Here is a 19,776-nt window from a genome sequence, read left to right as displayed (position 1 = left end):
CTTCCGGCTCGCGATGAATTGCCTGCAATCCGTGCTCATACAACGCACCGTTTCGTCGCGCCGCGCGTATCAGTCGAGTTCTGCGTCATGTCTTTCGATCGCAACGTCCAGACCGTCCGTCCGCCGTCGAATTGGACCGAGATATGGCACCTCTGGACCGTGATCGTACCGCGCCGCTCGATCAACGGGCAGCTCGTTTACGGCAAGGTCTGGCGCCGCCACGACGGCCGCGACTGGATCTACAAGAAGTTCACCGAGTTCGACGGCGAGGAGGCGGCTTGAAGCCGCATCGCCCGCCGTTTCGCGATCAGGCGGCCGTCGCGGCTGCGGACTTGGGCGGCGGCGGCTTCAGCGGCTTGTCCTGCTTCTTCGACCACGAGATGTAATAGGCCACCGTCGTCATGATCGCGATGCCGGCGATGCTGACGAAGAGCTGCGCGAACAGCGAGCCCGAGCTCATGGACAGCTCGAAATGGCCGACAAAGGACAGGAACACGCCGACGCAGAACACCGCGAGCGACTGCTGGCCGCAGACGATCAGCGGATCGAACACCTTCCACTCCAGACCCGGCCATTCCTTCGGCACAAAGCGGATCACCAGGATCACGATCACGACGAAGTGGAGGAAGCGGTAGGGCGCGAGGTTGGTCTTGTCGTTCGGGTTGAAGGCCGAGAACAGCCATTGCGGGAACATGCCACCGAAGGTCGGGAAGCGGCCGGCCATGGTCATGACCAGCGCGAAGGCGAGATAGGCGAGGCAGAGCCACAGCGTGATCGGAGAATTGATCAGCGTCATCGAGCGGCGCGCGCCGCCCATGGCGCACCAGGCGCCGAACACGAACAGCACCTGCCAGCAATACGGGTTGAAGTACCACTGTCCGGCCGGATAGGCCGTCAGATTCCAGCCGAAATGGCGCGCGGCGAGCCACAGCGCGATCGACAGCGCCATCGTCACGTCGGGCTTGCGCAGCATGAACCACAGCACCGGCGGAAACAGCCCCATCAGCACGATGTAGAGCGGCAGCACGTCGAGATTGAGCGGCTTGAAGCGCAGGAACAGGCCCTGGCGCAGCGTTTCGGTAGCGTTATCGACGAGGCCGGCGACGTTGAACTCGTTGATCATCTCGGAATCGCCGAAGCGCAGCGCCAGATAGCTGATCGAGGCGATGTAGATCACGAACAGGATGATGTGGGCGACGTAGAGCTGCCAGACCCGCTTGGTGAGCCTTGTGGCGCCGACGACGAAGCCGCGCTCCAGCATCATCCGCGCATAGACGAAGGACGCCGTGTAGCCGGAGATGAAGACGAACAGGTCGGCGGCGTCGGAAAAGCCGTAGTTGCGCGTCGTGATCCAGTTCACGACGTTGTCGGGGATGTGGTCGAGGAAGATCGCCCAGTTCGCGACCCCGCGAAACAGGTCGAGGCGGAGGTCGCGGCCTTTTTCGGGAAGCGTTGCGCTGATGTTCAGGAAGGCCATGCGGCGGGAGCTTTCGGAGGGAACAAGGACGCTGATGTCGGGGAGGCAGTGCCGCCGGGCGGGCTCCCGGCGCGGAAGGCGGGTACGCAATTGTCACGGTGCAGCATAATGACTATACCCGTAGGCAGGGCACCCGGGGAGGCGGAATCACCGAACATTTCCCGAACGGTGTCTCTATACTATGCCCGCGGTTTCCACCAACTGCCACCGTGACGCATCGAAATCGAACGAAAGACGAAGAGGCCCGGACCACCCATGACCGCACGCATTTTCAAGCCCGCCAAGAACGCGATGCAATCCGGCCGGTTCAAGACGAAGGAATGGCAGCTGGACTACGAGCCGGAGCAGCCGCGTTCGGTCGAGCCGCTGATGGGCTGGACCTCGTCCGGCGACATGAAGCAGCAGATCACGCTGCGCTTCCACAGCAAGGAAGAGGCGGTCGCCTATTGCGAGCGCAAGGGCATCGCCTACCAGGTGATCGAGCCCCAGGATTCGATCCGCCGCCCGGTCGCGTATGCCGACAATTTTTCCTTCCGGCGCGGCGAGCCCTGGACGCATTGAGGGGCGGGCAGGCTCAATACCGGTCGTACTTAGGTAAGGGCCCGAAGCGCGGTGTTCGGAGGGTCGTACGCCATTTGACAGATAGGCACCTATTGGTCTCAAGCGGTTCAAACAAAACAGTTTTTGTATGGTGGCACCGACCGACATCACTTTCGACGCGCCGGCCCGCAATGGCCTTATTTGCTTTTTCGCGAGGCCACTAGACCGAAATCTAGCCTAGCTATTCAAGGTGCAGTTGCCGCACGATCCGACCTGCGCTGCGACGCGCGGCTTTCACCTTTGGATTTCTTTAAAGACTTCCGAAGAGACATTCCCGCTAATGTTGCGGGAGTGGTAAAGGTAGCGCTCAACCTTGGCTAGCGAGTGGCGAGGGGCCTCACCGGGAAGACCGATGATCGCAATACTCTTCTATACTGGTCGTGATCCTTGTCGGCGCGCTCTGTTGGCATGCTTCTGCCGATCTCCAAGCGATGTTGCCGATCATCGCCTTTGTCGTACTTATTCTTCTAGTTCTCGGTCGCCAATTCTAACGAGTTTCTCACGGGTGATCCGCGAATTGAATGACAAGAAGAGTGAAGGGACAGTCTAGAGAAGGACCTCTCTTCTTTGATGCGGCTACTATTGATTTGTACGGAAGCTACCCTGCCAAGATAATATGACGACGATGCAAAGAGTCATTACGGTCATCGCCGCTTTCGCCTGTGCTGTAGTTGTAATGCTGGGGCTTCCCTATGCGCTTGGAGGCTCACTCTGCGATAACACACCGGGTGGTGAATGCGCACGCAATTGGCTCAACGTATTTATTCCCCTCTTGGCTCTTCTTGCGGCAGCCCTCGCGGCATGGGCTGCTATTGGGCAGATGAGTACGACCAAAGATCAGTTGGCAGAGATTCGATTGACGTCGAAGCGTCAACTGCGGGCGTATTTGGTGATTGAAGGCTTGGCGCCGACCTTAGATGTGCCGAACAACAGGCTTTATGGTGTTCGCTTCCAATTGTTGGTACGGAGCGCAGGCCAGACTCCGGGGACAGTCTTCGAGGCTTATCTGAATAAGAGGACTATACCGAAGGGAGCGCCAATGCCTGACGGATTTACCGCGACTAGCCAAGGCGCGGTCTCTGTTACGATTGGAACGGGAAATCCTCAACCGTTCGGGACTATGTCGTTCAATCGTCAAGAGATAATAGATCAGGTTGAGGGGCGCTCCCAGAACTTTATCTTTTGTCATTTGCGTTATGTTGACGTGTTTGGCGAGACGCACGAAGCCTTGAGAGCGTCAGAGTTCATTTTTAACGTGCATCCTCAGGTCTACGAGAGCCTTGGAAATGATTGGATGGACCCGACAAAGCAGAATGGCATGATCCAACTGCCGACGGTCGCCGGCGTAGGTCATTCTACCTAGATCGGCTTGCTATTCACGCTTGTTTGAGACCGCGGCAGCTCTCGGGCCGCCGCTGAAAGGGGCGCCCCACGCCATCGGCCAGTATTCTTTCTTCCCAGCCCTTGGCACCAATACCGCCGCGTGCTTCGCTGGCGGACATGACGGGCTCAGGGCGAGGTGGGGTATGGCGGGGCGTGACCAGCTCGACGGCGTCGACCTAAGGATTCTATCCGAGCTTCAGCAGGACGGCCGGGTTCGCAACAACGAGCTGGCGCTACGCGTCGGCGTGTCTGCGCCCAATTGCCTGCGGCGGCTGAAATCGCTGTTCAGTCGCGGCGTGATCCGGGCGGTGCGGGCCGTCATCGACGAGCGGCTGCTCGGCTATGAGGTGGTGTCGTTCGTCTCGATCCAGCTCGGCAGCCAGGCCCAGCCGGTGCTGGAGGCATTTGAGGGCTCGATCGCCGCGATCCCGCGCATCCAGCAGTGCTGGCGGATTTCGGGCGACACCGACTATCTGCTGAAATGCGTCGCGCCAAGCGTCGAAAGCATGCGCCAGCAGCTCCTGCATTTCGCCGCGATGCCGAACGTGAAGAACGTTCGCAGCTTCCCCGTGCTGGGCGTCGCGAAGGATGTGCCGCTGCCGTTGCAGGAGGTCGCGGCGGCCACGGCGGGATAGGGACTGCCCGATCTTACGGCGTCTCGCCTCAGCGATACCGGCCGCGAAACTCGCGCGGCGAGGCGCCGGTCCAGGTGCGGAAGGCGCGGGAAAAACTCTTCTCGTTGCGGAAGCCGGCGATCTCCGCGATCCTTTTGATCGGGGTACGGCCGCGCATCAGCTCCTGCTTGGCCAGCTCGAACTTTGCCTCTTCCTTGAGATCGCGCAGCGAGGTTGCCTCCTCGCGCAGGCGCCGATGCATGGTGCGGGTGGAGAGCGCCAGCTCGCTCGCGACGTCCTCGGCGCCGAGGATGCGTCCGCGCGCATTGCGCAACACGCGGCGGACACGCTCGACCAGCAGGCGGTCACGCCGATAGGGCAGCACGGTCAGCCGCAACGCGCCCTTGAGCATGCTGTCGAGATCGGCGGCGCTGCGCGTGAGCGGGAGGGAGAGATAGTGCCTGTCGAAGACGATTCCGGCACGATCGGCGTCGAAGCCGACGGATTTGCAGAAGATGGTCGGATAGACCGAGACATGCCGCGGCTCTGGAAAGGGAAATTCAGCCGCGCGGAGCGCGATCGCGGAATCGACCGCCCAGCACGAAAAGCCGAGCACGTAGCGGAGCAGGGTGACCAGGCAGAATTCTCGGAGAGCCCCGATGTCGTGCTGTTCGCGAATGGAGATCGCCGCGGTCTCCTCGCCGATGGTGAGCTCGAACAGGACATCCTCGGTCAGGAGACGGTGATGCCGGCACCAGCGCTTGAGCGCAACCTCGAGATTTGGCGCCGTGATCGAGGCACGGCACAGCATGCCATAGGTGCCCCAGGGCAGGCGGCGCGTGAACCAGCCGAGCGCCTCGTCGTCCAGCTCACGCATGGCGTGGCCCGCCAGAGCCTCGAACTGGGCCGCGGTCACCCGCCCGTCCGCCGATGTGACGACGTCGTCGGGGACCTGGCCCTTGCTCAGGGCCCCGGCCGGATCCCGTCCGTAACGGGTATAGGCGGCGACCACGCCGCGGACGAAGGCGGCAGGGGTGACGGCGCGGCGTGGCGTGGCGGTCGCGGCTTGAAAAGGCATGAAAAATCCTCGCCAAACTTGGCGGAAAATGCAACCTTTTAGACTGAAGCGGCGCCGGCGCGGGGGTAGGTTCGGGCCCGATAAGAACGGAGGAAACGCCTTGAACATCCCGAGCATCGATTTCGATCTGGGCGAAGACATCGGCATGCTGCGCGACACGCTGCGCGCCTTCGTGGAGGCGGAGATCACCCCGCGCGCCGCCGAGATCGAGAAGGCCAATCTGTTCCCCGCAGACGTCTGGAAGCGCCTTGGCGACCTCGGTCTGCTCGGCATGACCGCGCCGGAGCAATATGGCGGCTCCAACATGGGCTATCTCGCCCACATCGTCGCCATGGAGGAGATCTCGCGGGGCTCGGCCGCCGTGGGCCTGTCCTACGGCGCGCATTCCAATCTGTGCGTCAACCAGATCCGCCGCAACGGCAACGACGCGCAGCGCCAGCGCTATCTGCCCAAACTGATCTCCGGCGAGCATGTCGGTGCGCTGGCGATGTCCGAGCCGGGCGCCGGCTCCGACGTCGTCTCGATGAAGCTGCGCGCCGACAAGCGCGGCGACCGCTACGTCCTCAACGGCTCCAAGATGTGGATCACCAATGGCGGCGATGCCGACGTGCTCGTCGTCTACGCCAAGACCGATCCGGAAGCCGGCCCGCGCGGCATGACCGCCTTCCTGATCGAGAAAGGCTTCAAGGGTTTTACCCACGGCCAGCATCTCGACAAGCTCGGCATGCGCGGCTCCAACACCTATCCCTTGTTCTTCGACGAATGCAAGGTGCCGGAGGAGAATGTGCTCGGCAAGGTGGGGGAGGGCGTCAGAGTGCTGATGTCCGGGCTCGACTACGAGCGCGCGGTGCTCTCCGGCGGCCCGCTCGGGATCATGGCGGCCTGCATGGACGCGGTGGTGCCCTACATGCACGAACGCAAGCAGTTCGGCCAGCCGATCGGCGACTTCCAGCTGATGCAGGGCAAGCTCGCCGACATGTATGCGACCTGGCAGGCCACGCGCGCCTATGTCTATGCCGTGGGGCGCGCCTGCGACCGCGCCGACCACGCGCGCAGCCTGCGCAAGGACGCCGCCGCCGCGATCCTCTATTCCGCGGAGAAGGCGACGTGGATGGCGGGCGAGGCGATCCAGGCGCTCGGCGGCGTCGGCTACACATCCGAATTTCCGGTCGGACGCCTCTGGCGCGATGCCAAGCTCTACGAGATCGGCGCGGGCACCTCGGAAGTCCGCCGCATGCTGATCGGCCGCGAACTGATGGCCGAGACCGCGTAAGCCTCCCCCAATTGGAATTGCCGCGAAACTGGTCCAACCTGCCCGCGGCCTCTCATCACGTCACCAGACACGCGGGACCTAAATGCCGCTCCATTCCAGCATCGACGTTTCTTCATCGGATTTTGCACGCAATTCCGACGCCATGCGCACACTTGTCGCCGATTTGCGCGAGAAACTGAGCCAGGTCGCCGGCGGCGGCGGCGAGGCCTCGCGCAACCGGCACACCACGCGCGGCAAGATGCTGGCGCGCCAGCGGGTCGACCTGCTGGTCGACCCCGGGACCTCGTTCCTCGAGCTGTCGCCGCTCGCGGCCTACGGCCTCTATGGCGGCGACGTGCACTCGGCGAGCGTCGTCACGGGGGTGGGCCGCATCTCGGGCCGCGAATGCGTGATCGTCGCCAATGACGCCACCATCAAGGGCGGCACCTATTATCCGATGACGGTGAAGAAGCATCTGCGCGCGCAGGACATCGCGCGGCAGAACAATCTTCCTTGCGTCTACATGGTGGATTCCGGCGGCGCCTTCCTGCCGCTCCAGGACGAGATCTTTCCGGACGAGCGGCATTTCGGCCGCATCTTCTACAATCAGGCGCAGATGTCATCGCAAGGCATCCCCCAGATCGCGATCGTGATGGGCTCCTGCACCGCCGGCGGCGCCTATGTGCCCGCGATGTCGGACGAGAGCATCATCGTGCGCAACCAGGGCACCATCTTCCTCGGCGGCCCGCCGCTGGTGAAGGCGGCGACCGGCGAGGTCGTGAGCGCCGAGGAGCTCGGCGGCGCCGACTCGCACTCCCGCCAGTCGGGCGTAACCGATCACTACGCCCAGAACGACGCGCACGCGATCGGCATCGCCAGGCGTATCGTCGGTACGCTGAAGCCATCGGAGCGGCCGAACCTCAACATGCATCCGCCGCGCGATCCGTTGTTCGCCGCGGAGGAAATCTACGGCGTGGTGCCCGTCGACGGACGAAAGCCGTTCGATGTGCGCGATATCATCGCCCGGATCGTCGACGGCTCCGAGTTCGACGAGTTCAAGAAACTCTACGGCACGACGCTGGTGTGCGGCTTCGCCCACATCTGGGGCTTTCCGGTCGGCATCATCGCCAACAACGGCATTCTCTTCAGTGAAAGTTCGCTGAAGGGTGCGCATTTCATCGAGCTGTGCTGCCAGCGCGGCATTCCGCTGGTGTTCTTGCAGAACATCACCGGCTTCATGGTCGGCAAGAAATACGAGGCGGGCGGCATCGCGCGTGACGGCGCCAAGCTGGTCACGGCGGTTGCAACCGCTTCCGTGCCGAAATTCACCGTGGTGATCGGCGGCTCCTATGGCGCCGGCAATTACGGCATGTGCGGCCGCGCCTACTCGCCGCGCTTCCTCTGGATGTGGCCGAATGCGCGCATCTCGGTGATGGGCGGCGAGCAGGCCTCGATGGTGCTGAGCCAGGTCCGCCGCGACAACATCGAGGCCAAGGGCGATAGCTGGTCCAGGGAAGAGGAAGATAAATTCCGCGAGCCCATTCGCGCGCAATATGAAAGCCAGGGGCATCCCTATTACGCGACTGCGCGTCTCTGGGACGACGGCGTGATCGACCCGGCCGACACGCGCCTTGTGCTCGGCCTTGGCCTCTCGGCGGCATCGAACGCGCCGATCGAGCCGACGAAATTCGGCCTGTTCAGGATGTGATGCGATGGACAGCTCAAAGCTCTACCGGCGTTTTCGCACGCTCCTGATCGCCAACCGCGGCGAGATTGCCTGCCGCGTCATCCGCACAGCGCGCGCCATGGGCCTGCGCACGGTCGCGGTCTATTCCGAGGCCGATCGCGACGCGATGCATGTCGCGCTCGCCGACGAGGCCGTGCTGCTCGGGCCCGCACGTGCCCGCGACAGCTATCTCAGTGTCGAGCGGCTGATCGAGGCCGCGCGCAAGACCGGCGCTGAGGCCGTGCACCCCGGCTACGGTTTCCTGTCGGAGAACGCTGAATTCGCGCGGGCCTGCTTCGATGCGGGTCTGGTCTTTGTCGGCCCGACCGCCGGGATGATGACCGCGATGGGCTCGAAATCGGGGTCCAAGGAACTGATGGAGAAGGCCGGCGTGCCGCTCGTGCCCGGCTATCACGGCGAAGCCCAGGACGAGGCGACGCTGACCAAGGCTGCCGACAAGATCGGTTTCCCCATCCTGGTGAAGGCCTCCGCCGGCGGCGGCGGCCGCGGCATGCGCATCGTGCGCTCCGCCGCCGAGCTGGGATCCGCGATCGTCAGCGCCAAGCGCGAGGCCAAGGCCGCCTTCGGCGACGATCGCATGCTGATCGAAAAATACGTCGACAATCCCCGCCACATCGAGGTGCAGATCATCGGCGATAGCCACGGCAATCTCTTGTCGCTGTTCGAGCGCGAATGCACGCTGCAGCGCCGCCACCAGAAGGTGATCGAGGAGGCGCCGTCGCCGACGCTCAATGCTGCGCAGCGCGAGACGGTCTGCGCCGCCGCGCGAAAGGCCGCGGGCGCGGTGAACTATGTCGGTGCCGGCACCATCGAATTCGTCTCCGACGGCAAGGACGTGTTCTTCATCGAGATGAACACGCGTCTCCAGGTCGAGCATCCCGTGACCGAGCTGATCACAGGGATCGATCTGGTCGAATGGCAGCTGCGCGTCGCCTTCGGCGAGGCGCTGCCGCTCAAGCAGGACGAGATTCGCCTCAATGGCCACGCCGTCGAGGCGCGCGTCTACGCCGAGAACCCGACCAAGAATTTCATGCCGTCGGTCGGCAGGATCTCGACCTGGCGGCTGCCGGCAGAGACCGGGGGCTTACGCATCGACGCGGGCTATCGCGAGGGCGATACGGTCTCGCCGTATTACGACGCCATGCTCGCAAAAATGATCGCATGGGCGCCGACGCGGGACGTCGCGATCGAGCGGCTCAACCGGGGTCTGGAAGAGACCGACGTCCGCGGCATCGTTACCAACATCCCGTTCCTGTCGGCGCTGATGACGCATCCGAAGGTGCGGACGAATGCGATCGACACCGGTTTCATCGAGCGCGAGCTGACGGTCCTGACCTCGGCCGCGCCGGCGCCGGGGGAGCTCGAGCTTTGCGCCGCTGTCGCCGCTGTTATCAACGAGGAGCAGCAGGCCGCACGTGCGCAGGCGATTTCGCCCTGGCAGACCTTTGGCTGGCAGCCGGTCGGCCGCCGCCAGCGCAACTTCGCCTTCCGCGTTGGTCATGGAATTGGACATGGAATCGGACATGGGCCGGAGCAGAAGATCGCCTTGAACTACGGCAGCGGCCCGTCGACGCTGGTGATCGGCGAGCGCGAGCTGGCGTTCGCGATCGCGCCGAAGGAGGGCGGCTTTGATCTGACGCTCGATGGCGTGAAATCATCGGTCGCGGCCGTGATCGACGGCCATGAGCTGTATTTGCGCACGCGCAACGGCCGCTTCGATCTGCACTGGGTCGATCCGTTCGGCGGCGAGAGCGAGGAGCATGTCGGCGAGGACAAGATCGCGGCACCGCTGCCGGGCACCGTCGTCGCCGTGCTGGCCGATGAGGGCGCCAAGCTCGACAAGGGCGCGCCGATCCTTACCCTCGAAGTGATGAAGATGGAGCAGACGCTGCGCGCGCCCTATGCCGGCGTGCTGAAATCCATCAAGTGCAAGGTCGGCGACATCGTGCAGGAAGGCATCGAGCTCGCCGTGGTCGAACCGTCGGGTGAGTGACATGAGCGATCCCGTCCGCATCATCGAAATGGGGCCGCGCGACGGCCTCCAGAACGAGAAGACGCCTGTCAGCGTCGAGGCCCGCATCGCCTTCATCGAGGCGCTGGTCGCGGCCGGGCTTCATACCGTCGAGGTCGGCGCATTCGTCTCGCCCAAGGCGATCCCGCAAATGGCAAGCTCCGATGCCGTGCTGCGCGGCGTGAGCCATGTGACGGGCGCCGAATTCCACGTGCTGGTACCGAACGAGAAGGGCTATGACGCCGCGCGCGCCGCCGGCGCGAAAGTGGTCTCCGTGTTTGCCGCTGCATCCGAAGGCTTTTCGCGGGCCAACATCAATTGCACGATCGTGGAGTCCATCGAGCGGTTCAAGCCGGTGCTGGCGCGCGCCAGGGCCGACAGCGTGCCGGTGCGCGGCTATATCTCCTGCGTGCTCGGTTGTCCCTTCGATGGCGAGATCAAGCCGAAGGCGGTCGCCGATCTCGCCAACACGCTGTGGGAACTCGGCTGCTACGAGATCTCGCTCGGCGATACCATCGGCGTCGGTACGCCTGACAAGGCGAAGGAGATGCTGCGCGCGGTCAGCGCCAACATCCCTCCGGCCAGGCTGGCGATGCATTTCCACGACACCTACGGCCAGGCGCTGGCCAATCTCTATGCGGGGATGGAGGAGGGTGTCCGCGTCATCGACGCCGCCGCCGGCGGGCTCGGCGGCTGTCCCTACGCGCCCGGCGCGACCGGCAATGTCGCGACCGAGGACGTCGTCTACATGCTCGAAGGCATGGGCATCAGTACCGGCGTCGATATGGAGAAGCTGCTGGCAGCCACCAACGAGATGAGCGGCGTGCTGGGCAAGCCGCCCGTGAGCCGCGTGGCATCCGCGCTGAATGCGAAGAAGCGGGCTGCTTCCTAGTTCTTCGTCATTGCGAGCGTAGCGAAGCAATCCAGAGTTTTTCCGTTGAGGTAGCCTGGATTGCTTCGTCGCTGCGCTCCTCGCAATGACGACTGAGAAAGCATTCGTAGGGTGGGCAAAGGCGCGTAGCGCCGTGCCCACCATGTTTCCGCAATCATCGGCAGATGGTGGGCAGGCTGCGCTTCAGGCCGCCTTCAGGCCGACGTCCGGCAGGCGCGGCCGGTTCTTGAGCGCCTTGGCCATCATCGCCTCGACTTCGGCCTTCTCGTGCGGCAGCAGCGCGAGGCGGGGCGGTCGCGTCAGCGCGGTGCCGCGGCCCATGATGTGCTCGCACAGCTTGATGCACTGGACGAGGTCCGGGCGTGCGTCGAGATGCAAGAGCGGCATGAACCATTCGTACAGCGGCATCGCCTCCGCAAGGCGCCCTGCCTTGGCGAGACGGAACAGCGTCTCGCCCTCGCGCGGGAAGGCGTTCGACATGCCGGAGACCCAGCCCACGGCGCCCATCGCGACGCTCTCGACGATGACGTCGTCGAGGCCCGCGAACAGCACGAAGCGGTCGCCGACCATGTTGCGGGTGTCGATGAAGCGCCGCGTGTCACCCGAGGAGTCCTTGAAGCAGACGACAGTCTCGACGTCGGCGAGCGAGGCCAGGATGTCGGGGGTGACGTCGTTCTTGTAGATCGGCGGATTGTTGTAGAGCATCACGGGCAGGTCGGTTGCGCTGGCGACGGCACGGAAATGCGCGGCGGTCTCGTGCGGCTTCGACGAATAGACCAGCGCCGGCATCACCATCACGCCGTCGATGCCGACGCGCGCGGCTTCCCTGGCGGTTTCGACCGCGAAGGCCGTGGTGAATTCGGCGATGCCGCACAGCACGGGGACGCGGCCGCTCGCGACGGACTTCGCTGTCTCCATGATCGCGACCTTCTCCTTGCGTTCGAGCGAGGTGTTCTCCCCGACCGAGCCGCAGACGATCAGGCCGGAGACGCCGTCGCGGATCAGCCCGTCCATGACCTTGGCGGTCGCATCGATATTGAGCGACAGGTCGTCATTGAATTGCGTGGTAACAGCCGGGAAGACGCCTTCCCAGGAAATGCGTGGGCTCATTGTTGGGCTCCGATTGGAATTGTGCCGGCGGATTGTTCAATCCGCCGGGCATTGACGTGAACGAGATGGATGGGATCAGAGCGTCGCGCCGACCTTGCGCAGCTCAGCGAGGACGGGGGCCTTCGGCAGCCAGATCTTGTCGAACTCGGCAATGACGGCCTCGGTGTCCTTGGCGTCGACCTGGCGGATCGGGATCGGCGCGTTCTTGAAGTTCTCGATCAGCGCCGGCTCGTTGCCGGCGAGTTCGTCGATCTGCGCGTCCAGCGTCGACTTGATCGTCTTGGTGATCAGCTCGCGATCGGCCGCGGGGAGTGACTGCCAGACCCGGCCCGAGACGACCGCCGCCATCGGCATGAAGACGGCGTTCATCTGGAGGATCACCTTCGAGACCTTGTCGAAGCGCTGGTTCCAGGAGAATTCGAGATCAGCCTCGAGGCCGTCGACCTGGCCATTGGCCATGGCGTCGAACACCTGCGGCGTCGGGATCGGCGTCGGTGCCGCGCCCAGCGAGGAATAGAAATCGCGGTAGACCGGCGTCGGGTTGATGCGCAGCTTCATGCCCTTGATGTCGGCCAGCGTGTTCAGATCCTTGGACGAGAACACGGCGCGCATGCCGGTGATGCCCCAGCCGAGCCCGATGGTGCCGGTCTCCTGCGGCAGCACGTCGAACAGCTTCACGGCCGCCGGATGCCGTACGAATTTTGCCACCGCCGGCGTCGAGCGGACGATGTAGGGCGCGTTGATCGCGGCGATATGCGGCACGCGCGAGCCGAGCTCGGCGGCCTGAATGAAGCCCATGTCGAGCGCGCCGGACTGCAATTGCTGCATCATCGCCGGCTCGTTGCCGAGCTGGCCGGAGTGGAACACGGTCACCGTCAACCGTCCGTTCGTCGCCGTCTTGAGATCGTCGCCGAATTTGAGCGCGGCCTTGTTCCAGGAATGGCCGTTGGGCGTGATCAGGCCGAGGCGGAATTCCTTGGCCTGGGCGAGCGCCAGCGACGGCGCAAACACCGATGCGGCGGCACTGGCGGCGAGAAAGCGGCGGCGTGTAAGCGGCATGGTCGGGCTCCTTTGGGACGGCCTATTTGACGAGGATCAGCGAGAGCGACGGGTAGAGCGAGAGCAGCACGAGGAGGACGCAGGAGATGACGAAGAAGGGCAGCGTCACCATGAACATCTTGCCCGGCTTGGCGCCGGTGACGGCGGCCGCGACGAAGAAGCAGAGGCCGACCGGCGGCGACAACAGGCCGAGCACCAGGTTGATCACCACCACGACGCCGAACTGCCGGGGGTCGATGTGATAGACGTCGGTTGCGACCGGCAGCAGGATCGGCACCGTCATGATCAGGCCGGGAATGCCGTCGATCACCGTGCCGATCACCAGCAGGATCACGTTGCAGATCAGCATGAAGCTGACCGGGTCCTTGGCGACCGACTGGATCCAGCCGGCGGTTTCCTGCGGCACCTTGCCGAAGATCAGGACCCAGGAGAACACGGCCGCGGCCGCGACCAGGAACAGCACGATCGCCGAATAGATCGCGCTGCGCAGCATCATCTGCGGCAGCTGAGAGAACTCAAACTCCCTGGTCCAGAATTTGCCGACCAGCGCGGCGGCAACCGCGCCGACCGCGGCGGATTCCGTCGCATTCGCGAGGCCGCCGAGGATGGTGCCGACAATGACGATCGGGATCAGTAGGGTCGGCGAGGTCCGCAGGATCGTCATGACGCGCTGACGCGGCGTCTGATGGTCCGCGCGGGGATAATTGTAGATGTATCCCATCAGCGCGATGACGAGGCAAAACATCACGGTGAGGATAACGCCGGGTACGATGCCGGCGATCAGCATGTCGCTGACCGAGACCTGCGCCAGCACGCTGTAGACCACGAACATCACCGACGGCGGGATGATCGGGCCGAGCATGCCGCCATAGGCGGTCAGTCCCGCCGCAAAGGTCTTGTCGTAGCCCTTCTTCTCCATCTCCGGGACCATGATCTGGGCCATGATCGCAACCTGCGCGGTCGCAGATCCCAGGATCGAGGAGATGAACATGTTGGCGAGGATGTTGACGTAGGCAAGCCCGCCCTTGAGCGAGCCGACGAAGGCCATCGCCATGTCGACGATGCGGCGGGTGATGCCGCCGCCGTTCATGATCTCACCGATCAGGATGAAGAGCGGAATGGCGATCAGGCCATAGCTGTCGACGCCGCCGAACAGCTGGAGCGGATAGGACTGGAACAGCACCGGGTTGCCGGATGCGGCGATGTAGACGAGGCCGGCGAGGCACAGGCAGAGGCCGATCGGCACGCCGACCAGCATGAAAGCCATGAAGGCGGCTGACGTGATCATCAGTTGACCCCGTCAAGCTCGGAGAGCTGAAAGCCCTTCGGCTGCGTGCGCGGGACCAGCTCGAGATCCTCCAGCAGGTTGGCGATGCCGTGAATGGTCATCGACACCGCGAAGATCGGCAGCGTCAGATAGAGCACCCAGGTCGGCCAGTTCAGCGTCTGCGTGCGCTCGGTGTAGAGGAAGTTGAAGGTCTCGGCGGCGAGCTTGCGCCCATCGAAGCCGGCGCGGGCGAGGCCGATCGGGTCCATCCAGAGCACGCAGGTGACGATCAGGGCTGCGCCGAACACGACGACAAGGCCGGTCGAGATCACCTTGGCGATCTTCTGATGCTGCGGCGAAAGCCGCTCCGTCAGCATGGTCACCGCGAAGTCGAGCCGCAGCCGCGTCATCGCGGATGCGCCGATGAAGGTCAGCCAGACCACGCAATAGACCGCGGATTCGTCGATCCAGTAGATCGGGAAATGCGAGTAGCGGGTGACGACGTTCACCAGGATCAATCCGGTGAGCAGGTACATCAGGCCCATCAGCGCGAGGCGCTCGACCGCGAGCAGGGCGCTGGACGCGCGAACAACCATGCGTCGGACGCTGAATGCGCGCGTGGCCGGCATCGTCTGCTCGATCATGAAGAGGCCCCGACCCCCGAGAATTATCGTGCTATCGTCAAATGTATAATTTATACATTTAGGGTGTCAAACGGAGATTGCGGTCATTCCGGCGGCAGGACGCGCATTTGCCGGGCTTCCGACTTTTGCGGAGGAGCTCATCATGCAAGAGAAGGACCGCTTCGGCCGGATGAGTCGGGAAGGACAACAGAAGGTCAGATGAAACAGCCCCTGAAGCATCGCACCTTGTCGGCTGCGATCGTCGACCAGCTCCGGCAGGCGATCCTTGACGGCACCTATCCGGCCGGATCGCAGCTGCGGCAGGACGCGCTTGGGGACGCCTATGGCGTCAGCCGTATCCCGGTGCGCGAGGCGCTGTTCCAGCTCGAGGCGGAAGGGCTGGTGCGGATCGTTCCGCAGAAGGGCGCCATCGTCTCCGAGTTGTCGCTGGACGAAATCAACGACGTGTTCGATTTGCGCCGCATCCTGGAGCCGCGCCTCCTGGCGCAGTCGGCGCCGCGTTTCACCGCTGATGATTTCGAGGGGCTGGACGACATCCACAAGAGCTTCGAGAAGGCGATCAAGGCGCGCAATGTCAGCGAATGGGGGCAGCTCAACGCCGACTTCCACATGGCGCTCTACGTTCACGCCCCGCAGCCCCGCACAAGGGCGATCGTGCTGTCGCTGCTCCAGACCAGCGACCGCTACACGCGTCTCCAGCTCTCCAACACCAAGGCGATGGGGACCGCCGAGAAGGAGCACGCCCGATTGATCGCACTCTGCCGCGCCCAGAAGGTCGAGGAGGCCTGCCGCTTCCTGGAGCGGCACATCGAAGCCGTGCGCAAGGATCTGTTGCACGTCGTGGCCGGCAGCGCGATCGCGCCGAAGGTGCGGCGCAAGAGCGATTAGCTTCGTAGGGTGGATTAGCCGAAGGCGTAATCCACCGCCGTTTGTCTCCTAGGAAACAGAAGAGGTGGGTTACGCCCAGCGCCTGCGCTTTGCGCAGCCGCTGGTCTAACCCACCCTACGGCAGCTGTGTTTGGCGTTACCTGCTTCCGTCCGGCCCCATCACCAGATCGGGCAGCCAGGTCGAGATCTCCGGCACGAAGCAGAGCAGCAGCACCGCGAGCATCATCAGCAGCACGAACGGCAGGGTGCCCCAGATCACCTCGCTGAGGGGAATGTCCGGGGCGACGTTGCGGATGACGAAGATGTTGAGGCCGACCGGCGGATGGATCAGCCCCATCTCCATCACGATGGTCATGACCACGCCGAACCAGATGATGTCGAAATTGGCCGCGCGGAGCGGCGGCAGGATGATCGGCGCCGTCATCAGGATGATCGAGACCGGCGGCAGGAAGAAGCCGAGCACGACGACCATGACGAGGATCGCGAACAGCAGCTCCCAGCGCGGCAGGTGCATCGCGACAATGGATTCGGCGACCGACTGCGAGATGTGCAGATAGCTCATCACGTAGGAATAGAGCAGCGACATGCCGATGATCATCATGAGCATGGTCGATTCCCGGATCGTCGACTTCATGATCGGGGCGAGGTCGCTCGGCCGCCACACGCTGTAGATCGCCGCGATCAGCGCCAGCGCGAGGAGGCCGCCGAGGCCCGCGGTTTCCGACGGCGTGGCGTAGCCGCCATAGAGCGCGATCATGACGCCGGTGAGCAGCAGCACGAACGGGATCACACGCGGCAGCACGCTGAAGCGCTCGGCCAGCGTATATTCGTCGCGGGTCAGGATCGCGGCCTCCGGCCCGCCATTCTTGTAGATCGCTTCGGCCGCGGCATATTCCTGACGGAAGCGGATCACGGCGTAAGCGCCGAATAGCGTGACCAGCAAGAGGCCGGGGCCGATGCCGGCGAGGAACAGCCGCCCGAGCGACTTTTCGGCGGCGACCGCGAACAGGATCATGGTGATCGAGGGCGGCAGCAGGATGCCGAGCGTTCCGCCCGCGGCGATGATGCCGGCCGCAAAGCCGCCGGAATAGCCGCGCTTGCGCATCTCGGGGATGCCGGCCGAGCCGATCGCCGAGCAGGTCGCCGGCGAGGAGCCCGCCATCGCCGCAAACAGCGCGCAGGCGAAGACGTTGGCGACGCCAAGGCCGCCAGGCACGCGATGCAGCCAGGCATGCAGCGCCGAATAGAGATCCTGGCCGGCGCGCGACTTGCCGATCGCGGCGCCCTTCAGGATGAAGAGCGGGATCGACAACAGCGTGATCGAGGCCATTTCCTCGTAGACGTTCTGCGTCACCGTATCCAGCGAAGCGGCGGGCATGTAGATGCCCATGAAGACCACTGCGACCGCGCCGAGGGCGAACGCGATCGGCATGCCCGAGAACATGATGACCAGCGTCGCGACCCCATAGGCAACGCCAATACCGAAAACGCTCATGAACGCTTGGCTCCCGCGAAAGGCAGCGCAAGCTGCACCAGGATCTGGACGCAGAGCAGGCTCATCCCGAACGCCATCAGCGAATAGGGGATGGCGAGCGGCGGCGACCACATCGAGTTTGAGACCTGGCCGTCGACATAGGCCTCATGGGCCAGCGTCCAGGACTTCCAGGTGAAGAAGGCGCAGAACAGGAACGTCGCCGCGTCGACCAGCCACAGGCGGACCTTGTTCGCGAGCGGCGAGAGCAGACCGACAAAGGCCTCGATGCCGATATGGCCGCGGTTCTGCTGCACGTAGGCCGCCGTCATGAAGGTCGCGCCGACCAGCAGGAACACGGCGGCCTCGTCCTGCCAGTAGTTGGCAGCCTTGAACAAGGCGCGGCTGAGCACGCTGTAGCTCAGGATGGCGCAGGCCGCGACCAGCGCAATCGCGGCGAATACGACGATGATGCTGTTGAGGATGGCGAGACCGCGATCGATCGCTGCCGCAAGGCCTGTCCTTGCGGCAGCATTCGCCTGGTCATCACGATCCGGAAGCGGACCGTGGCTCATGCCGCGACGTCGGTGGCGAGCTTGAGCAGGTTGGCTGAAGTCGCGGTCTTGGCGCTATAGTCCTTCCAGGCGGTATCGCGGGCGATGTCGCGCCATTTGCCGACGGTCGCGGCGTCGAGCACGGAGACCTTGGCGCCGGCCTTCTCATAGACCTTGGCGACCTCGACGTCGTCGTCCTGCGCGCCCTTGCGGCCGAAGGCCTCGAGCTCGGTGCCGACCGCGAGCAGGATGTCCTGATGGTTCTTCGGCAGCTTGTCGAAGATGGTCTTCGACATCATCAACGGCTCGAGCATGAACCAGTACGACGCGCCCGCGCCTGAGGTGAGGGACTTGGCGACCTCTTCGAGGCGGAACGAGATCAGGCTGGTAGAGGAGGTGATGCCGGCGTCGCACGCGCCGGTCTGCATTGCCGCATAGATTTCGTTCGAGGGCACCGACAGCACCGAGGCGCCGGCGGTCTGGAGCACCATGTCCATCTCGCGCGAGCCGCCGCGCACCTTCAGGCCCTTGGCATCCTCGGGCGCGACGATCGGCTTGGAGCGGCTGGCGACGCCGCCGGCCTGCCAGACCCAGGTGAGCAGGATGATGCCCTTGTCGGCGAGGAAATCGGTCAGCGCCTTGCCGACGGGTTCCTTCTTCCAGCGCAGTCCCTGGTCATAGGTGGTCACGAGGCCCGGCATCAGGCCGATATTGGTCTCCGGCAGCTCGCCGCCGGCGTAGGGCATCGGATAGAGGCTGATGTCGAGCGCGCCCTTGCGCATCGCGGAGAACTGCGCGTTGGTCTTGATCAGCGAGGAGTTCGGATAGATTTCCGCAGCGATGTCACCATTGCTGCGCTTGGCGACCTCGGCCGCGAACATGCGGCAGAGCCGATCGCGGAAATCGCCCTTGTCGATGGTGCCGCCCGGGAATTGATGCGAGATCTTCAGCGTGGTCGCGGCCTGCGCGGTGCCCGTCCCGAAGCGGAGGATGGCGGGTGCGGCGACAGCGGTCGCGAGCAGATGGCGGCGCGTGAGCATGGTGTGATTTCCTTGGACGGCCTTTTGGACGGTTGTTGTTTGCGTGATTTGATTGGGTCATGTGACCGGCGCGTAGGCCCATCCTAGCCGGTCTTTCACCCGATGATCTCTAGTCTGATAGTTCGAGACCGACGGTCGCGGCAAGTGCCGGCCGTGCTGCGCTGCACACTTCCGGGCCGAGGACTACGCCAAACGAAGGACGGCACTGGGCCCCGCAGAAATTTATCGGCGAGCGCGTAACAACGCCGCGTAGCAATCCGTCGAGACAGGGTAGCGGCATCCGTCGCTGACAAACACCATCTCGAAGGGAAGATTGCTCATGACCATTCGCACCCGCATCGTGCTCGGCGTTTCGGCTGCCGCTCTGTCGCTCGGCCTGGCGCTGTCGCCGGCCGCCTTTGCCCAGGACAAGATGGGCAAGGATGACGGCATGATGAAGAAGGACACGATGTCCAAGGACGGCATGAAGAAGGACACCATGTCCAAGGACGACGGCATGATGAAAAAGGATCACATGTCCAAGGACGGGATGAAGAAGGACGACGGGATGATGAAGAAGAACTGATCTTCACCCGTCATTGGGACGGACGTCTGCGAAATAAAGGACGCGCGCGCCCGAATGTCCGGGGGCGGTCACCTGGACCGCCCCGAACGTCTCAGTTCAATTTCAATTGAACGTGATTTGTGAG

General features: G+C 63.9%; 19 protein-coding genes. 10 read left to right on the top strand and 9 right to left on the bottom strand.

The annotated features are described in order from the left end of the window. Positions 1 to 87: 87 nt before the first annotated feature. On the top strand, positions 88 to 282 hold the full coding sequence (locus GPL20_RS18720; protein WP_157330969.1) for a hypothetical protein: 195 nt from the start codon (positions 88 to 90) through the stop codon (positions 280 to 282). A gap of 25 nt (positions 283 to 307) precedes the next feature. On the opposite strand, the gene GPL20_RS18715 is transcribed toward GPL20_RS18720, so the two are convergent. Beyond that, positions 308 to 1,477: an OpgC domain-containing protein gene (locus GPL20_RS18715; protein ID WP_157330968.1), complete on the bottom strand. Its 1,170-nt coding sequence runs from the start codon at positions 1,475 to 1,477 to the stop codon at positions 308 to 310. A gap of 255 nt (positions 1,478 to 1,732) precedes the next feature. Between GPL20_RS18715 and GPL20_RS18710 the strand changes: the two genes are divergently transcribed. From GPL20_RS18710 to GPL20_RS18700, 3 genes are all read left to right on the top strand, one after another. Next, a complete protein-coding gene (locus tag GPL20_RS18710; protein ID WP_157330967.1) occupies positions 1,733 to 2,038 on the top strand; it encodes an ETC complex I subunit in 306 nt (101 codons plus the stop codon). A 655-nt stretch (positions 2,039 to 2,693) separates the two neighbouring features. Continuing rightward, complete coding sequence (locus GPL20_RS18705) at positions 2,694 to 3,440, top strand: hypothetical protein (protein ID WP_157330966.1); 747 nt, start codon at positions 2,694 to 2,696, stop codon at positions 3,438 to 3,440. 163 nt (positions 3,441 to 3,603) lie between these two features. Further along, positions 3,604 to 4,095, top strand: a complete 492-nt coding sequence (locus GPL20_RS18700; RefSeq protein ID WP_157330965.1) for an Lrp/AsnC family transcriptional regulator — start codon at positions 3,604 to 3,606, stop codon at positions 4,093 to 4,095. Between the two features lie 28 nt (positions 4,096 to 4,123). Here GPL20_RS18700 and GPL20_RS18695 read toward each other — a convergent pair whose 3' ends face one another. Further along, a complete protein-coding gene (locus tag GPL20_RS18695) occupies positions 4,124 to 5,152 on the bottom strand; it encodes an AraC family transcriptional regulator (protein ID WP_157330964.1) in 1,029 nt (342 codons plus the stop codon). A gap of 145 nt (positions 5,153 to 5,297) precedes the next feature. On the opposite strand from GPL20_RS18695, the gene GPL20_RS18690 reads away from it, so the two are divergent. The 4 genes from GPL20_RS18690 to GPL20_RS18675 all read left to right on the top strand — a co-directional run bounded on the left by GPL20_RS18690 (position 5,298) and on the right by GPL20_RS18675 (position 11,054). Beyond that, on the top strand, positions 5,298 to 6,425 hold the full coding sequence (locus tag GPL20_RS18690) for an isovaleryl-CoA dehydrogenase (protein WP_157330999.1): 1,128 nt from the start codon (positions 5,298 to 5,300) through the stop codon (positions 6,423 to 6,425). A gap of 82 nt (positions 6,426 to 6,507) precedes the next feature. Continuing rightward, positions 6,508 to 8,112 (top strand): carboxyl transferase domain-containing protein, encoded by a 1,605-nt coding sequence (locus GPL20_RS18685; RefSeq protein WP_157330963.1) that lies wholly within the window; start codon positions 6,508 to 6,510, stop codon positions 8,110 to 8,112. A gap of 4 nt (positions 8,113 to 8,116) precedes the next feature. Further along, on the top strand, positions 8,117 to 10,144 hold the full coding sequence (locus GPL20_RS18680) for an acetyl-CoA carboxylase biotin carboxylase subunit (RefSeq protein ID WP_157330962.1): 2,028 nt from the start codon (positions 8,117 to 8,119) through the stop codon (positions 10,142 to 10,144). Position 10,145: 1 nt separating this feature from the next. Next, positions 10,146 to 11,054, top strand: a complete 909-nt coding sequence (locus GPL20_RS18675) for a hydroxymethylglutaryl-CoA lyase (protein WP_157330961.1) — start codon at positions 10,146 to 10,148, stop codon at positions 11,052 to 11,054. A 183-nt stretch (positions 11,055 to 11,237) separates the two neighbouring features. Here GPL20_RS18675 and GPL20_RS18670 read toward each other — a convergent pair whose 3' ends face one another. From GPL20_RS18670 to GPL20_RS18655, 4 genes are all read right to left on the bottom strand, one after another. Then, positions 11,238 to 12,164 carry a dihydrodipicolinate synthase family protein gene (locus tag GPL20_RS18670; RefSeq protein ID WP_157330960.1) on the bottom strand — a complete coding sequence of 309 codons (927 nt, stop codon included), beginning with the start codon at positions 12,162 to 12,164 and terminating at the stop codon, positions 11,238 to 11,240. A gap of 75 nt (positions 12,165 to 12,239) precedes the next feature. Beyond that, the gene (locus GPL20_RS18665) at positions 12,240 to 13,223 is read right to left on the bottom strand and encodes a TRAP transporter substrate-binding protein (protein WP_157330959.1); all 984 of its coding nucleotides are present in this window, start codon (positions 13,221 to 13,223) and stop codon (positions 12,240 to 12,242) included. Between the two features lie 22 nt (positions 13,224 to 13,245). Continuing rightward, on the bottom strand, positions 13,246 to 14,511 hold the full coding sequence (locus GPL20_RS18660; protein ID WP_157330958.1) for a TRAP transporter large permease: 1,266 nt from the start codon (positions 14,509 to 14,511) through the stop codon (positions 13,246 to 13,248). Further along, positions 14,511 to 15,119: a TRAP transporter small permease gene (locus GPL20_RS18655; RefSeq protein WP_157330998.1), complete on the bottom strand. Its 609-nt coding sequence runs from the start codon at positions 15,117 to 15,119 to the stop codon at positions 14,511 to 14,513. The genes GPL20_RS18660 and GPL20_RS18655 overlap by 1 nt, the downstream gene beginning before the upstream one ends. 213 nt (positions 15,120 to 15,332) lie before the next feature. Here GPL20_RS18655 and GPL20_RS18650 point away from each other — a divergent pair, with 213 nt between their 5' ends. After that, positions 15,333 to 16,022: a GntR family transcriptional regulator gene (locus tag GPL20_RS18650; protein ID WP_157330957.1), complete on the top strand. Its 690-nt coding sequence runs from the start codon at positions 15,333 to 15,335 to the stop codon at positions 16,020 to 16,022. Between the two features lie 136 nt (positions 16,023 to 16,158). Here GPL20_RS18650 and GPL20_RS18645 read toward each other — a convergent pair whose 3' ends face one another. From GPL20_RS18645 to GPL20_RS18635, 3 genes are read right to left on the bottom strand one after another with little or no spacing between them, the layout of a single operon-like run. Further along, complete coding sequence (locus tag GPL20_RS18645) at positions 16,159 to 17,517, bottom strand: TRAP transporter large permease (RefSeq protein WP_157330956.1); 1,359 nt, start codon at positions 17,515 to 17,517, stop codon at positions 16,159 to 16,161. Beyond that, entirely contained in the window at positions 17,514 to 18,068 is a 555-nt protein-coding gene (locus GPL20_RS18640; protein ID WP_157330955.1) for a TRAP transporter small permease, read from the bottom strand. Before GPL20_RS18640 ends, GPL20_RS18645 begins: the two co-directional genes overlap by 4 nt. Continuing rightward, positions 18,065 to 19,087, bottom strand: coding sequence for a TRAP transporter substrate-binding protein (locus GPL20_RS18635; protein WP_157330954.1), 1,023 nt, complete (start codon positions 19,085 to 19,087; stop codon positions 18,065 to 18,067). Before GPL20_RS18635 ends, GPL20_RS18640 begins: the two co-directional genes overlap by 4 nt. Before the next feature lie 319 nt (positions 19,088 to 19,406). Here GPL20_RS18635 and GPL20_RS18630 point away from each other — a divergent pair, with 319 nt between their 5' ends. After that, a complete protein-coding gene (locus GPL20_RS18630) occupies positions 19,407 to 19,652 on the top strand; it encodes a pentapeptide MXKDX repeat protein (RefSeq protein ID WP_157330953.1) in 246 nt (81 codons plus the stop codon). The last annotated feature ends 124 nt before the right edge of the window (positions 19,653 to 19,776 follow it).

The organism is Bradyrhizobium cajani, assembly GCF_009759665.1.
Lineage (GTDB): Bacteria > Pseudomonadota > Alphaproteobacteria > Rhizobiales > Xanthobacteraceae > Bradyrhizobium > Bradyrhizobium cajani.
This window is presented reverse-complemented; position numbering and strand designations above follow the sequence as displayed.